This window comes from Corynebacterium sp. LK33 (assembly GCF_014334955.1).
Classification (GTDB): Bacteria; Actinomycetota; Actinomycetes; order Mycobacteriales; family Mycobacteriaceae; genus Corynebacterium; species Corynebacterium jeikeium_D.
The window spans coordinates 77,460-91,718 of the sequence record NZ_PDGU01000022.1; the positions used below are offsets into that span (position 1 = coordinate 77,460).

The 14,259-nt window shown below is 60.6% G+C and carries 15 protein-coding genes; 5 read left to right on the forward strand and 10 right to left on the reverse strand.

All coding sequences use genetic code 11. The features are described from left to right. Positions 1-133: 133 nt before the first annotated feature. On the forward strand, positions 134-493 hold the full coding sequence (locus CRD20_RS06680; protein ID WP_016422003.1) for a DUF4229 domain-containing protein: 360 nt from the start codon (positions 134-136) through the stop codon (positions 491-493). On the opposite strand, the gene CRD20_RS06685 is transcribed toward CRD20_RS06680, so the two are convergent. The 3 genes from CRD20_RS06685 to menE are packed head-to-tail and all read right to left on the reverse strand — an operon-like array spanning position 490 to position 3,773. Next, a complete protein-coding gene (locus CRD20_RS06685) occupies positions 490-1,650 on the reverse strand; it encodes an alpha/beta fold hydrolase (protein WP_083296847.1) in 1,161 nt (386 codons plus the stop codon). The two genes, CRD20_RS06680 and CRD20_RS06685, sit on opposite strands and share 4 nt — an antisense overlap. A 9-nt stretch (positions 1,651-1,659) precedes the next feature. Continuing rightward, complete coding sequence (locus tag CRD20_RS06690) at positions 1,660-2,556, reverse strand: 1,4-dihydroxy-2-naphthoate polyprenyltransferase (RefSeq protein ID WP_049192984.1); 897 nt, start codon at positions 2,554-2,556, stop codon at positions 1,660-1,662. A 56-nt stretch (positions 2,557-2,612) separates the two neighbouring features. Further along, a complete protein-coding gene (gene menE, locus CRD20_RS06695) occupies positions 2,613-3,773 on the reverse strand; it encodes an o-succinylbenzoate--CoA ligase (protein WP_187405106.1) in 1,161 nt (386 codons plus the stop codon). Positions 3,774-3,875: 102 nt separating this feature from the next. Here menE and msrA point away from each other — a divergent pair, with 102 nt between their 5' ends. Continuing rightward, positions 3,876-4,532, forward strand: coding sequence for a peptide-methionine (S)-S-oxide reductase MsrA (gene msrA / locus CRD20_RS06700; RefSeq protein ID WP_187405107.1), 657 nt, complete (start codon positions 3,876-3,878; stop codon positions 4,530-4,532). Between the two features lie 99 nt (positions 4,533-4,631). After that, a complete protein-coding gene (locus CRD20_RS06705) occupies positions 4,632-5,813 on the forward strand; it encodes a hypothetical protein (RefSeq protein ID WP_187405108.1) in 1,182 nt (393 codons plus the stop codon). A 46-nt stretch (positions 5,814-5,859) separates the two neighbouring features. On the opposite strand, the gene CRD20_RS06710 is transcribed toward CRD20_RS06705, so the two are convergent. The 6 genes from CRD20_RS06710 to CRD20_RS06735 all read right to left on the reverse strand — a co-directional run bounded on the left by CRD20_RS06710 (position 5,860) and on the right by CRD20_RS06735 (position 11,652). Beyond that, positions 5,860-7,293: a hypothetical protein gene (locus CRD20_RS06710; protein ID WP_187405109.1), complete on the reverse strand. Its 1,434-nt coding sequence runs from the start codon at positions 7,291-7,293 to the stop codon at positions 5,860-5,862. Continuing rightward, complete coding sequence (locus CRD20_RS06715; RefSeq protein ID WP_048732385.1) at positions 7,290-8,033, reverse strand: ABC transporter ATP-binding protein; 744 nt, start codon at positions 8,031-8,033, stop codon at positions 7,290-7,292. Before CRD20_RS06715 ends, CRD20_RS06710 begins: the two co-directional genes overlap by 4 nt. A 116-nt stretch (positions 8,034-8,149) precedes the next feature. After that, the gene (locus CRD20_RS06720) at positions 8,150-8,836 is read right to left on the reverse strand and encodes a response regulator (RefSeq protein WP_370546043.1); all 687 of its coding nucleotides are present in this window, start codon (positions 8,834-8,836) and stop codon (positions 8,150-8,152) included. 73 nt (positions 8,837-8,909) lie between these two features. Next, positions 8,910-10,139, reverse strand: a complete 1,230-nt coding sequence (locus CRD20_RS06725; protein ID WP_187405111.1) for a sensor histidine kinase — start codon at positions 10,137-10,139, stop codon at positions 8,910-8,912. A 33-nt stretch (positions 10,140-10,172) separates the two neighbouring features. Next, on the reverse strand, positions 10,173-10,853 hold the full coding sequence (locus CRD20_RS06730; RefSeq protein WP_070546371.1) for an alpha-ketoglutarate-dependent dioxygenase AlkB: 681 nt from the start codon (positions 10,851-10,853) through the stop codon (positions 10,173-10,175). Between the two features lie 16 nt (positions 10,854-10,869). Continuing rightward, a complete protein-coding gene (locus CRD20_RS06735; RefSeq protein WP_070546372.1) occupies positions 10,870-11,652 on the reverse strand; it encodes an SDR family oxidoreductase in 783 nt (260 codons plus the stop codon). A gap of 141 nt (positions 11,653-11,793) precedes the next feature. On the opposite strand from CRD20_RS06735, the gene arfB reads away from it, so the two are divergent. Further along, complete coding sequence (arfB, locus tag CRD20_RS06740; RefSeq protein WP_187405112.1) at positions 11,794-12,237, forward strand: alternative ribosome rescue aminoacyl-tRNA hydrolase ArfB; 444 nt, start codon at positions 11,794-11,796, stop codon at positions 12,235-12,237. 41 nt (positions 12,238-12,278) lie between these two features. After that, positions 12,279-13,205: a pyridoxal kinase PdxY gene (gene pdxY / locus CRD20_RS06745; protein WP_187405113.1), complete on the forward strand. Its 927-nt coding sequence runs from the start codon at positions 12,279-12,281 to the stop codon at positions 13,203-13,205. Between the two features lie 62 nt (positions 13,206-13,267). Here pdxY and CRD20_RS06750 read toward each other — a convergent pair whose 3' ends face one another. Continuing rightward, positions 13,268-14,248 carry a 1,4-dihydroxy-2-naphthoyl-CoA synthase gene (locus CRD20_RS06750; RefSeq protein ID WP_016422029.1) on the reverse strand — a complete coding sequence of 327 codons (981 nt, stop codon included), beginning with the start codon at positions 14,246-14,248 and terminating at the stop codon, positions 13,268-13,270. Positions 14,249-14,259: the final 11 nt, after the last annotated feature.

The following is a 14,259-nucleotide window of genomic DNA, read 5'->3' on the forward strand; positions in this document are numbered from 1 at the left end:
GAGGGGTATCGCACTGCATGCGGTACGGCGTACAGAGTTCGTTAGGGTACAAAGGAACGTTGGACACGAACAGCCATGGACGCTAGCAACGCCCGGGCACAGCACAGGCGTAACACGTAGAGGTGAGGGTTTAATGACCAATCCAGCAGAGCAGGACAAGTTGGCTTCTGAGGCTCAGATGCCAGCAGCTCCGGTGACCAAGAATGCTGGTCGCGGCAATGCCATGAAGGGGCTGTTCTGGTACGGCCTTGCTCGTCTGCTGCTATTCCTAGTGCTGTTCTTCATTCTGCTCGTGATTATCTACCTCGTTAATGTGCAGATTCCGGCTGCAATTACGGCTGTGTTCGCACTGATTATTGCGATGCCGCTGTCGGTTTTTGTGTTCCCGAAGCTGCGCGTCCAGGCCAATGAGTCTGTTGCAGTGTGGTCGGAGAACCGCCGCGCGCACAAGGAATACATTGCGCAGCAGATTAAGGACCGCGAGGAAAACTAGCGCACCTTCTCTAACACTCGCTCGATTGCCCGGTTCACCGCTTCAGGCGCCTCCAGCGGCAACATGTGGCCGGCCCCGTCGACTTCAACCAGTTCGGCGTCCGGCCACTTTTCCATAATTAGGTCTGCTTGCTTGCGCGGAGTGACATCGTCCTTCGTGCCCACCAGTACCGCTCCTGGCAAGCTCGCCAAGTAAGGTCCGGCCGCGAACTCGTCGTGATCCTGCAGGTCGTCGAGATATCCCACGAAAGTTTCCAGCGGTGTTTCATTAATCATGGCCGCGTGGAACTCGATGATCTCGTAGTCCGTGCGCCGGGCGAACACCGCCACCGCCAACGACGGCGCCATCAGTGACGCGATTGCCTCGCGGAACTTGCGAATCTCCTTCGGCGAGGACTCAATTGCATTGCGCGCCGCATCCGCCACCGGGGACGCCAGAATCTGCGGCACACCCTGGGCGGCCAGCTTGTCGATAGACGTGGAAATCAACACTACGCCCGCGATCCGACGGCGAATGCTCTCCTCGGCAGCCCGCACCATGTGCAGTGCAATCAAACCGCCTAGCGAATGCCCAACCACAATGAGCTTGCCGGTCGCGGCACGTTCCGCGATCACGGCAAGCGCATCGGCCGCAGCCCCTTCGACCGTGCAGAGTGAAGCCGGAACCGCACCGGTCTGGCCGTGGCCGCGCAGATCCATAGTCAACAGGCGTGCTTCCGGGTGCGACTTCCGCAGCGCGTTGAACTGCCGGTACCAGGACTCGCCAGCCAGGGTGAAGCCGTGGACGAAGACGATGGTCACGGGTTCTTTGGCGGGTTCGCTAGGTTCAACCTCGTACCAGTGCACCGGAATATCGGTGGTGACAGCATCCGGCTTGTCGCTGGCCTTCCGCTCATCGTCCTTGGCCGCAATCTCGGCTGTGACCGGTGCGGTCTTGATATGCACCACGCCGGTTGACGTGAGATTGGTGAGTCCCGGTTCACGGGTCTGTGAATGCAGCGCGCCGTGCTCCAGCGCCAGTCGGCGTCGTCCCGATTTGGTCAGGCGCAGAGCAGCGCTGCGGGCGAAAGCTGGAGCCTTGGCTGCTGTGTCGCCAACTCGGGTTGCGGCCTCCTGGACGTCGTCAAGCGCCTTGTGCGTCAGTGTGCGGAAGTCCATCGGTACCCCCTAGCTGAGCGCGAGTGCGAGTGCCGTAATGACGGACCAGGCAAGCATCATCTTGCCGGTAAGCCCCAGTACCGGGATGAGCTCCTTGCCCTTCTTATGCATGCGAATTGGCTCGGAGGCCTTCACCCACAGCGGCACGATGAGCAGACCCACCAGCGCCCATGGGCGCCAGAAAGCGATAAAGATGCTGGCCAGCGCGGGCATGAGGGAGAGAATCTGCCAGACGATGCGGGTGCGGAAGTCGCCCAGGCGAACTGCCAAGGTGATCTTGCCGGTGGCGGCGTCGGTGGGGATGTCGCGCAAGTTGTTCGCCAGGTTCACGGCAGAAGACACCGAACCAATACCAATTGCGCAGGCCAGGCCGACCCAAGACAGCGAGCCCGTCTGGGTGAATTCCGTGCCGAGCACCGCGACGAGACCGAAGAAGACGAAGACCGAGACCTCGCCAAGTCCGCGATAACCGTAGGGATTTTTACCGCCGGTGTAGAACCACGCAGCCGCGATGCACAGTGCACCGACCAGAATGAGCCACCACGCGCTCATCAGGGACAGCGCCACACCGGCAAGACCGGCGACACCAAAGGAACCGAACGCCGCGTACTTCACAACCTTCGGCTCGACCAGACCAGAACCCGTCAGGCGCAGCGGGCCCGAGCGGTCATCGTCAGTGCCGCGGATGCCATCGGAGTAGTCGTTGGCGAAGTTCACGCCCACAATCAACGCCCACGCGACAACCAGCGCGAGCACCGCACGTCCCCAGATAATCGGCGCGTGCGTCGATGCCGCTCCGACACCGACGATGACCGGCGCAAACGCATTCGCCCAGGTATGGGGGCGCGCGCCTTCCAGCCAATCGCTTAACGACGCCGTTGCAGGACTCTTTGGTGCTTCAGACATGAATTAATAATAGGACGTGACACCAAATGCCTTGAACTAATGCGTGTCTGAATGAGCTAAAAGAGCGCCGCGACTTTCTTCCGGTCGACCTTGCCCGGACCAATCAGTGGCAGGACCTCCACGCGACGCAGGTCCTTGGGAATCATCCAGTGATTGATTCGCCCGGCGTCTTCAGCATCGCCGAGCCCGTCCATGACATCGCCGAGCTCAGCGATGCCTTCATACGCTGCGACGATAGCGTGGCCGAGCCGTGGGTGTGGCACACCGACCACGCAGGCTCCCGTAACTCCATCGATGGCGAGCAGTTCACGTTCGAGGACTTCGGGGTGCAGCTTCAACCCGCCGGAGTCGATGATGGTGTCCAGGCGTCCCGTAATGACTAGTCGGCCATCGTGGATCTCGCCCGCATCGGAGGTGGCGAACCAACCTGGTTTATGGAAAGCCTCGTGACTGGGCGCGTTGCGGTAACCGTGTGCAATCATCGGTCCGCCCAGCCAAACGCGACCATTTTCGATGGCGACCTGTGCACCTTCGATGGGCTGTCCGTCATAGACGCAGCCGCCGGCTGTCTCGGAGGAACCATAGGTGGTCACGACGTTGATGCCGAGTTCTTCGGCGCGCGCTGCCACCTGCGGGTTCAAGGCTGCGCCGCCGACAAGTACGGCATCGAAGAGGCGCAGGGCAGCCGCGCCAAAGGGTTCTTCCATCGCCTTGGCCAGCTGCATCGGAGCCAGCGAGGTGTAGGCGCGGTGGCCGGCGCCAGCGCCTGTGAGAGCCTCGGCGCCGTCGGCGAATGCGGCTACATCAAAACCGTCTGTCACATCCACACACACCGGATCCGTGCCCGCGAGCAGCGAACGAATGAGAACCTGCAGGCCAGCGATATGGTAGGCCGGCATCGCCAGCATCCACTGTCCTTCACCGCCGAGCCACTGATGTGTAGCGGTAGCAGAGGAGACCAAGTTATCCACCGTCAGTTGTGCACCCTTGGGAGTGCCGGTGGAACCGGAGGTGCCGACAACAAGCGCGATGGATTCATCAATTGGCTCACCTGCGCGTTGTGAGTTCCGCAAGATTGAGGCGCGCGTGCCGTCGTGAAGCGGAACGGGAAGAAAAGAGACCTCGCCGTTCAGCGCGGCTCGGAGGTCGGGCAGGATGGCGGTCGGGTCGTGGGGATTGACGGAAAGCAGGCTGAGCGTACGCACAACCCAAACCATAGCCCGTGTTGTGCCGTAGTTTCTGGTGGCGAGGTCGGAACAATCGTGGCCTCGGGCGCGTTGCGCAGACCAAAGACAGTCATAGATAGAAGGGCATCGAAAATGGGTTGGATTTTTGGTAGGTCAGCGGAGCTGGTGCCGGAAGATGAGGCACTAAAGGGCGGCTCGCACCCGGTGTTGGAAAATCCGAAGCCGCATGCGGTGCTCGGCACGCCAATCACCGGTCCATGGGAGGATGGCCAGGAGGTCGTCTACATCGGTATCGGCTGTTACTGGGGTGCTGAGAAGCTGTTTTGGGAAACACCGGGTGTGCTCAGCACGTCGGTCGGGTTCGCCGGTGGCGTGACGCCGAATCCCACCTACCGCGAGTCCTGCACTGGGCGGACCAACCACACCGAGATTGTGGAGGTCGTCTATGACCCGGAGCAGATTAGCTTCGACCAGTTGGTCGCGAAGGCCTTCGAGGCCCACGATCCCACGCAGGGCTACCGCCAGGGTAATGATGTCGGCACGCAATACCGTTCCGCGATTTACACGACGACGCCCGAGCAGGCGCGCCGGGCGCAGGAGATCGCCGATGCGTACGCACCGAAGCTTGCCGACGCTGGCCTGGGCCCCATCACCACGGAGATTAAGCCACTGTCGGAGACCCCAGCAGGGGAGTACTACCGAGCTGAGGATGAACATCAGCAGTACTTGTTTAAGAATCCGAACGGCTACTGCCCAGTGCATTCGACCGGCGTGGCCTGCGGAATTTAAAGGCGAAACTTCGTAGAACGCCTTATTGCAATTAGTAAAACTCACTGAGAAAAGTAAGGTGGTTGTATTAATCCGATAGTCGAATAGGAGTGAACCCTTGTGGTGAAGCAAGTACTGCGCGTTGCATTTGCTTTCGTCGGCATCGTCGTCGGCGCGGGCTTTGCGACGGGTCAGGAAATCATGCAATACTTCGTCGCCTTTGGCATCAATGGTGTCTGGGGTGCCGTTCTCTCGGCGGTGATTATGAGCCTGATGGCGATGATTATTTTGCAGCTGGGAAGCTACTTTCAGGCCAGCGAGCACGGCGAAGTTTTCCGACGCGTATCGCACCCCATCTTCTCGCGAGTACTGGACATTGGCGTGATTATCACGCTCTTCGCCACCGGGTTCGTCATGTTCGCCGGTGCCGGTGCCAACATGGAGCAGCAGTGGGGTATCCCCGTGTGGATCGGTGCCGTAATCATGGTGCTGGTGACCATCGCAGCCGGTTTCCTCGATGTTGACCGAGTGACCACAGTGATCGGTTCCATCACGCCGTTTATCGTCGGCTTTATCCTGCTGGCCAGTGTTTATACGCTGGCGTTCACCGAGGCCACCCCAGCCGCGGAGCAGGCAGCTGCCGTTGCGGAAGTCCCGACCACTCTGCCGAACTGGGTTGTCGCCGCAGTGAACTATGTCGGCTTTAACCTGATGGTTGCGGTTTCCATGGCGATTGTTATTGGCGGTAGCCTGTTCAATCCCCGCGCCGCAGGAGCCGGTGGATTTACCGGTGGTTTGATCTACTCCGCGATGCTGCTGATCACCACCATCACGCTGTTCCACACTGTTGGTACCGTCGCCACCGATGCCGTGCCAATGCTCACTGTCATTAATCGTCTGCACCCGTGGCTGGGCCAGGCCATGGCCGTGGTGATTCTTGGCATGATCTTCAACACGGCACTTGGCATGTTCTACGCGCTGGGGCGTCGCGTCACCGCTAAGCACCCGGAAAAATTCAAGATTGTTTACGTCAGCCTGGTTCTGCTCGGTTTCGCCTTGAGCTTCATGGGCTTCCAAAACCTGATCGGTTGGGTCTACCCAATCTTGGGCTACATCGGGCTGCTGCTCATTACTGTCATGCTTGTTGCCTGGTTGCGCGGCCGCGAGCGCATCAGTGAAGAAACTTCCCGCCGCAAGCGCATCTTCCGCCTGGTCCGCCGAGGACGGAACCAGGAAGCTCGCAAGGAAATTGAAGACTCCAACCTCAGTGTCGAAGAGGTTCGCGAGGCTATCGAGGAGTAGGTGGGGTGGCGCGTGACTGCAGTCAGCTCTGCTGTTTGCGCCGCCGTCAGCTCCGGGTGCGGATGGCCTTTAGCGATGTCGCCCGAGCCCAAGCCACGAACGCCGCCATCACAATGGCGGACACGAGAACCATCACTGGCCACCGATCGGGGTAATCACGGACTACCCAAGTCCATCCCCATTCCGAGGTCCACCACAACGGTGAGGCGCTGAGGACATCACCGCCAACCATCACCGCCCAACCCCCGAGCGCGACCGAGACAAAGATTGCGGCCGCCACACTTTGCCGCGCAATTAAGCCGGTCACGGCCACAATTATCGCGGCCACAAGAGACGCGATTACCGCCTGGTACGGCCAGGGGTTAATGCCGGTCTGGCTATTGGTCTCGCCGCCTGCACCACTGATAACCACCGCAACCACCAGCACCGGCACGAGAAACGCCATATCCAAGGCAAACAGTCGGAGCGTGATGCTGCGTCGCGCACGCCGATACATCAGTGCTGGCCAGGCATCGGCTTGCGAAGTCCATGTCATGATGGCCACCACTGTTGCGGCCGTCGGCACGCAGACGAAACTCAGCAGCCCCAGCGCATACTCCGGGTTCCACACCACACGCACGACCGCAAGTCCGGCAAGCATCAGCGCTGCGAGACTCCACCAGGTGCGCCAGGGAAGGGTCGCGCTCATGCCATGGCTTAACGACGAAGTGCTGCGTTCCCGGCCCGTCGGCAAGCTGAGAGATTTTCCGTGCGCAAGCAATGCGATGGCAAATAGACCTAGCCCGAGGAGTAAATGCAGCAACGCGGGCGGCAGGATGGCGATGTTCCAGATCTCGCTGTCGGCGGGAGCCGAGATGGAATTAGCCTGCACTCCGTGGATAGGTAACGTTGGGCGGATTGCCCAGGTCCACGGGAGAACTTTCCAGTTTGGGCTCATGGCGTCCAGTGTTCCTGCGATGGCCCAAGCGATGGAAGCGAGCGGAGCGAGGAAGAGAGCTGCGCGTGGCACAAGGCGCCATAGGGCAAGGCTGAATGTCCAGAAGACGAAGAATGACAACGTGCTAAAGAGCGTGAATTGCAATGCGGTGCTCACGCTCCGGGCAAGGAGTGCAGCCATCAATGCGTGACCGAGGGCCGCGGAGGCAATGACAGTGGCTGCGCGGGCAAGGAGCACTCGAGTGCCCGAGATATTGCGCCAGATTAGGCCGCCTTGGCGGAGTTTTTCTTCACGGTTTTGGCCGATGACGGACGTAATAGCAGCCAGGGGAGGAAGCAGGATAAGCGAGTAGATGTGGGCGCTCGCCATGGCGGTGGCGTCAACGCCTCTAGAAAAGACCATGCTGACCAGAGCGATTGCCACCATGATGATGGGAAGAAACATGGTGAGTGACCACTTTGCCCGCAGTAGCTCGGCGCGGAAGTAGCGGCGGGCAGGAACGGTGCGCGTGTTAAGAGTGCGCGTGTGCGGTTGAGTGCTCATCGGGCAACACCTACTGCGGTGAAGAAAGCTTGCTCGAGGGATTGACCAGCAGCCGCAAAGTCAGCCAGCGGGCCTTCGTAGACCAGTCGGCCACCAGCAAGGACGCCAAGGTGGTCAACGCTCTTCTCGACCTCTCCGAGTTGATGGGAGGACACCACGACGGCCTTGCCACTAGCGGCAAGATTTCGCAACAAGGTGCGCAGGCCCACGATAGCTTCGGGGTCGAGGCCGTTGGTGGGCTCGTCGAGAAGCACAATGTCGGGGTCGGTGAGCAGCGCCATCGCTAGCGAGAGACGAACCTTCATGCCGGTGGAGAAAGCGCGGGCACGCTTGTTACCAGCATGAAGTCCGACCAAGTCGAGGACTTCGGCGATACGGCTCTTGTCCGTGCCGGTCAGATGTGCGTGCACTTTGAGATTGTCGGTGGCTGAGAGCTGTGGGTAGAACGCCGGGCCATTGATGGAGGCGCCGATGCGGTCCAGGTCGACAACGGACCACGGGTGTCCCGCGATGCTGATTTCACCGGAGTAGGGAATTAGCCCAAGCACCGTGCTCATCAACGTGGATTTACCTGCCCCGTTGAGTCCCAATAGCCCGTAGACCTCGCCGGCGCGGACGTTCATATCGAGGCCGTTCAGGACAGGTTCGTTCTTGCCGTAGGAGACAGTGATGCCGCGCAGCTGAAGGAGGGGAGCGGCGGCATCTGCGGAAGGGCCTGAGGTAGGGGTTGGTGCGTTCATGCCTTAAGTAATAGGAGTGTTTGGCACGGTTCGCGCCCTCCCTGAGGATGAGGTGGCGGAAACATCCTCCCTAGGGAGGAGGCGATAGCGAGGATGACGGTACCAGCGAGGAGAAGCTACAGCAGCCCGTTTTTCGCAGCCCAAATGACAAGATCCACGCGACTGCGTGAGCCCGTCTTGGTCAACAGGGATTTCACATGGGTTTTCACTGTCGTTGTAGCAACAACCAACCTGCGAGCAATTTCGTCATTGGAAAGCCCTTGGCAGACGAGGTTCAAAATCTCCTGTTCGCGGGGTGTGAATTGGGTTCCTGTGTGAGTGGGGTCTGAGTCAGCGCCATGTGTCGAGAACGCTCTCGCTGGCTGTCCTGAGTGCGGTGCGCGCGGTGAAACATGCCGCAACACCATCGGCGTCACCTTCGGATCGATGACTCCTTCACCACGGTGGATACGCATGATGGCCGAAAGCAGCTCACGGGGATTGGAGTCTTTGAGCAAAAAGCCTGCGGCCCCAGCTTCTAAAGCGCCGAGCACCAGGTCTTCTTCGCGGAAAGTGGTCAGTACCAAGACTTTTGGAGTGGAAGCGCGAGCCGCACCTCCGGACGGCACGCCTCGCACAATCTGCCGTGTGGCCTCGATACCGTCCATCACGGGCATTCGAATGTCCATGACGACCACATCCGCACCGGAGGCACGACGCACAGCCTCGGCGCCGTCGCCCACGGCACCAATGACTTTCATCTGCGGGTGGGCATCAATAAGCTGCGCGAAAGACTGTCGAATCAGAGCCTGATCTTCAGCCACTAGTACTCGAATTACACCCATTGCTCGTCTTTCTCGACAGAATCGCCAGTCAGCCTTGCTTCGGTCGAACTGCTTACAGCCGAATACTGACGCGGAACATGCCGTCGCTTTCACCATAAGTCATCTCACCACCGAGCTGCGCCACGCGTTCATCCAGACCAATCAGGCCAGCGCCAGCTCGCTTCCTGGGTTCCAAAGTATCGCTCGCAGCCCGATTTGCGGTCACCAAATGTACCCGCGCCGGGCTGTCATCAGCATCGGCAGGTGGATCGATTACCAGTGCCAGCTGACCAGCGCCCGATGAGTGCTTGGCCATATTCGCGGCCAACTCCGTCACTGCCCGCACCAAAGTCAAACGCTTCGCGAGTGGCCAATCCACCAGGTCTCCATAAGACTCCGGCAGAGTCACCGAAACATCGCGACCCGGCGGACAAACTGCCGCAACCAGACGCGGAATCTCATTCGGGTCAGCGCTAATCTCGCCGCCATCACGTAGCGCATCGACAAGCGCATGCACATCCCGCAACGATTGGTCTGCGGTCTGGGCAATACCTTCCAGCGTGGTCTTTTCAGCAGCGGATTCCGCTCGTGAGCCATCCATCTCCGCCAGGTACAGAGCGGTTTGGGCCTGAACCTTAATAGAGGTGAGTCCGTGCCCCACGACGTCGTGAAGCTCCCTGGACAACTCCAGCTTGTTGAGCGCCACGACGTTCTCCAACTCCGCGGCATGTTCCTCGGCGTTGATGCGCAGCCATAGTGGCACTGCGTACGCGCTCGCCGTGATAAGCACCGCCGGTAGTCCGAAGACCAATAGTCGTTCCGGGGTAAAGCCGAAGGCAGGAACTGCCGGGTTGAGGAAGCTGCCAATCAACCCTAAAAACAGCCCAACGATGCCCCAGGTGCGATTCGGTTCCCACCTGGTCACAGCCCATAGAGATAGTGGGGCAGCAACAATAATGGGGTCTAGCCCAAGGTTCACTGGGGATAGCCACACCAGCAAGGCGAGACCCGCTAGGGCACTGTACGTAACCACAAACGATGCACGCACTGCTTTACGACGAAACGCTGCGGCCCCGGCAATCATCGCGGACAGAATCACATTGGTGACATAAGTAAAGCTCGGGCCATAAGTAAGTAGCGGCGTCATGCTCAACCAGCAGCACAGCAGGAAAGCAGTCGCAATAGCGAGATCGGCAGTTGGGAACGAGCCGACAAAGAAACGTACCCGGCTGCGCCAGTCGAGTGGGGCAGGGGTCTGCGCGGTGGCAGGCTGTGCGTGCATGGAGGAAGCGGTGCGCTGCATGTGTCTAGGCTAGCGGTCGGTGGCTTGCGCGGTTTAGTGTGAGTTTTCCACTTGCCGGAATGTGATGTTGATGCGGCCCTCTTTAAGCCCGCACCCTTCCGGCAGCGTGCCCGGACGAGTCTTGGGCACACCATGAAACGCAAGCCGCTTCGGACCACCAAACACAATCACATCCCCGCTGGCGAGAGTCACGTCATCCCAGGGTTTGTTGCGGTTTTCAGTCCCGCCAATGCGGAACAGAGCCTCATCGCCGATAGAGAGTGACACAATCGGGGCAGGGTAGTTTTCGTTTCGATCCTGGTGCATCCCCATGGTGGCCCCGGGCGGGTAGTAGTTGACCAACGCCATGTCGGGCCGAAAAGTGGTGGGCCACTGGCTGAGGGATTCGTCGTAAAGCGCGGCAGCGCCGAGTGCTTCGGTAGCGAGCTGTAGCAGGTTGTCAGGCACGGGCGGGACGCGAACGCCGCCTGCGTGCGTGACGTAGCGGTAGGGATTGGTGGCCCACATGCGGCCGAGATGCAGCATAAAGACCTGCATCTGACCACTTTTGAGCTGCGGGCGAGTCATGGCCAGGGGAGTGCCGGCAACGTCGCGGGCGATGTCGCGGAGTTGCGTGATGATGCCCGCCTGCCGGTCCAGGGGAAGCCATCCCGGCAAATGAACAACTCCCGGCGTGATGCGGGCATCGTCGCGCGGGAGTTGATCGAAGAGCATAGGTCTAGTTTGCCTCTTAACCCGCGATGATTGCGTTAACCGGGCGGGAAAGGAACTGCGGACCAATCTTGCCCAGGTAGCGCAGGATAAAGTCTGCCGCCGACACCGAGTAGAAGTGACGCTGGCGCTCAATGAAGTTCTGCGGGTGCGTTGCCTTCCACACAGCATCAGCGACTTGGTTCGGCGTAATGCGCACGCCAAGACGACGGGTGGAACCGGCGGAAACGTCCGCCAGCTTGGTCTTCGCCCACAGCGGCATGATTGCGACGACGCGGATCTTGTCCTTGCGCCACTCCAGATCCAGAGCCTGCGTCAGACCAGAGACGTAGAACTTCGACGCGGAGTACGGCGCGATGTGCGGCTGGCCGTAAATGCCCGAAGCCGAACCCATGTTGACCAGGTGAGACCCCTTAGTGCGCTTCAGGTACGGGTGCGCCGCCTTCGCGCCCAGTGTCAGGCCGGTGCAGTTGATGTCCACCTGCGCGCGGATAATCTCCGGTGACTGGTCAGTGATATCGCCATCGCCGATGATGCCCGCGTTATTGTCCAGCACCGTCAGCTTGCCGCCGGTGTGGGAGGTGAAGTCCGCAAGCGCGTCCTCCCACTGCTTAAAGTCCGTCACGTCCAGCTTGCCGACGATTACCTCCGGGCGCTCAGCCTTGAGCTTCGCCAGGGCATCCTCATTGATGTCGTAGACGCCGACGGTCCAGCCTGCAGCCAGGAACTTCTCGGCCACCGCGCGGCCAATGCCCTGCGCGCCGCCGGAGATGAAAATGGACGGGGAATCAGAAGTGGCCATGGTGTCTCAATCCTGCCTTTTCTTGCTGTTTTTATAAGTGGATAAGTGTTATTCGCCAGCTTAGGCGAGCATTTGTTGTTTAACAGCGGATTGGAGGAAACGGGACCCGATCACAAACGCGTCCTGACTACACTGGCCACCATGCAACCCCTGAACATCCCGCCAGGCCCTGGCATCCCAAAGGGCCTTGTTATCCCCGCAGCGGAGCTCACCGAACGCTTCGCGCGCTCTGGAGGGCCGGGCGGTCAGGGCGTTAACACCACGGACTCCAAGGTGCAGCTATCGGTGGATATCGCCGAGCTCAGCGTGCTTTCCGACGTCCACCGCCGCCGCGCTCTCCAGAACCTCAGCCACCGACTCGACGGCACCACACTCACCGTGTCCGTTACCACGCAGCGCTCCCAGGTACGCAACCGCGCGGAAGCCAGGCGGCGCTTAGCGAAACTCATCCGAGAAGCCGTGCAGCCACCGCCTCCGAGGCGCCGGCGGACTCGACCGAGTCGGGCCTCGATTGCCCGTCGTAAAGCGCAGAAGCAGCGCCGCTCCGAGCTCAAAGCCAGCCGACGTCGCCCCAGCCCCTACTAGGGAATATGGGATTTTCGCGCATCCGTTGCAATATAGATGGTATGAGCGAAAACCAGGCCCCTACTGAAAAGGCAGCTGAAACTGTCGCGGAGTTCAACCGCGTGCCCTCGATTCTGTCCATCCAGTCGCATGTGAGCTATGGCCACGTGGGCAACTCCGCTGCGGTCTTCACGCTGCAGCGCGCAGGTTTTGAAGTGTGGCCGGTCCACACCGTCGATTTCTCCAACCACACCGGCTACGGCCAGTGGCGCGGCCCGATGATTCCGGCCACGGATGTGCGCGAGGTCATCAAGGGTATCGATGAGCTGGGCAAGCTTGACGACGTCGACGCGATTATCTCCGGCTACCAGGGCGGTAGCGATATTGCGGATGTCATCATCGAAGCTGTGGCGCTGGCCAAGCAGCGCAATCCGAAGGCTATCTACTCGTGTGACCCGGTGATGGGAAATGCCAAGAGTGGCTGCCACGTGTCGGATGACATTCCGCCGCTGCTGCGCGACAAGGTCGTGCCGGTGGCAGACGTGATTACGCCGAACCAGTTTGAGCTGGGATACCTGACGGGCCGCGAGGTGAGCGACCTGGAGTCCACGATTGCGGCAGCCCATGCTGCTCGTGAGATGGGGCCGGAGGCCGTGTTGGTGACCAGCGTGCTGCGTCCGGAGCGCAAGGAGGGCGAGATTGAGATGCTCGCCGTCAACGGCTCGGGCGCATGGCTGGTGGCGACACCATACTTGCCGCTGAAGCGCAACGGCTCCGGCGATGTCGCGGCTGCGCTGTTCGCGGGCAACCTGCTGCGCGGTCGCGGTATTGACGGTGACCTTTCGGTCGCGCTGGGCAACACCGCGGCCAGTATCTTTGAGCTGCTAAAGGTCACGCACGAGTCCGGCTCTGGCGAGCTGGAGCTCGTTCGTGCGCAGGAGGCCTACGTCCACCCGGAGCAGCGTTTTGAGGTTACGAAGGTGGGGTAAGGCTGGGCAGTAGGGCTGGGGGTTCACGCCGCTAAGCCAGCCCTAGCAGTGTCCCAACAGGCCTAGTAATAGAACGGGAACTCGTCCCAGTTCGGGTCGCGCTTTTCCAGGAACGCTTCCTTGCCCTCGACGGCCTCGTCGGTCATGTACGCCAGGCGAGTAGCCTCACCCGCGAAGACTTGCTGACCCATCAGGCCGTCATCGGTCAGGTTGAAGGCGAACTTCAGCATGCGCTGCGCCGTCGGGGACTTACCGTTAATCATGCGACCCCACTCGACCGCGACATCTTCCAGCTCAGCGTGGTCGGCGACCTCGTTGACGGCGCCCATGCGGTGCATGGTCTCAGCGTCGTAGGAGCGGCCGAGGAAGAAAATCTCGCGGGCAAACTTCTGGCCAACCTGCTTCGCCAGGTAGGCCGAGCCATAGCCGGCGTCGAAAGATCCCACGTCAGCGTCGGTCTGCTTAAAGCGGGCCTCCTGGCGCGATGCGAGCGTCAGGTCACACACGACGTGCAGGGAGTGTCCGCCACCTGCGGCCCAGCCATTGACCACGGCAATGACAACCTTCGGCATAGTGCGAATTAGGCGCTGCACCTCCAGGATGTGCAGGCGGCCTCCCTCGACCTTGGCGCGCGCGGTATCGATGGTGGATGCGTCCGCGGTAGCGTCGTCATGCTCGTGGGACGTTGCGTACTGGTAGCCGGAACGACCGCGAATGCGCTGGTCACCGCCCGAACAGAATGCCCAGCCACCGTCCTTGGTGCTCGGGCCGTTACCGGTCAGCAGCACTACGCCGACATCCGGGGTGCGGCGCGCGTGGTCGAGCGCGCGGTAGAGCTCATCGACGGTATGCGGGCGGAATGCGTTACGAACCTCCGGGCGATCAAACGCAATACGCACAATACCGTTCTCGCGGCCCTCGCCGACGTGCCGGTGGTAGGTGATGTCGGTCAAATCCTCAAAACCATCAACCGTCTTCCACTGCTCGGGGCGGAAAGGGTTATCGGTCGAGTACTTCGCGGTATCAGTCATGGCTTCCAGCATAAAGGTCTCTA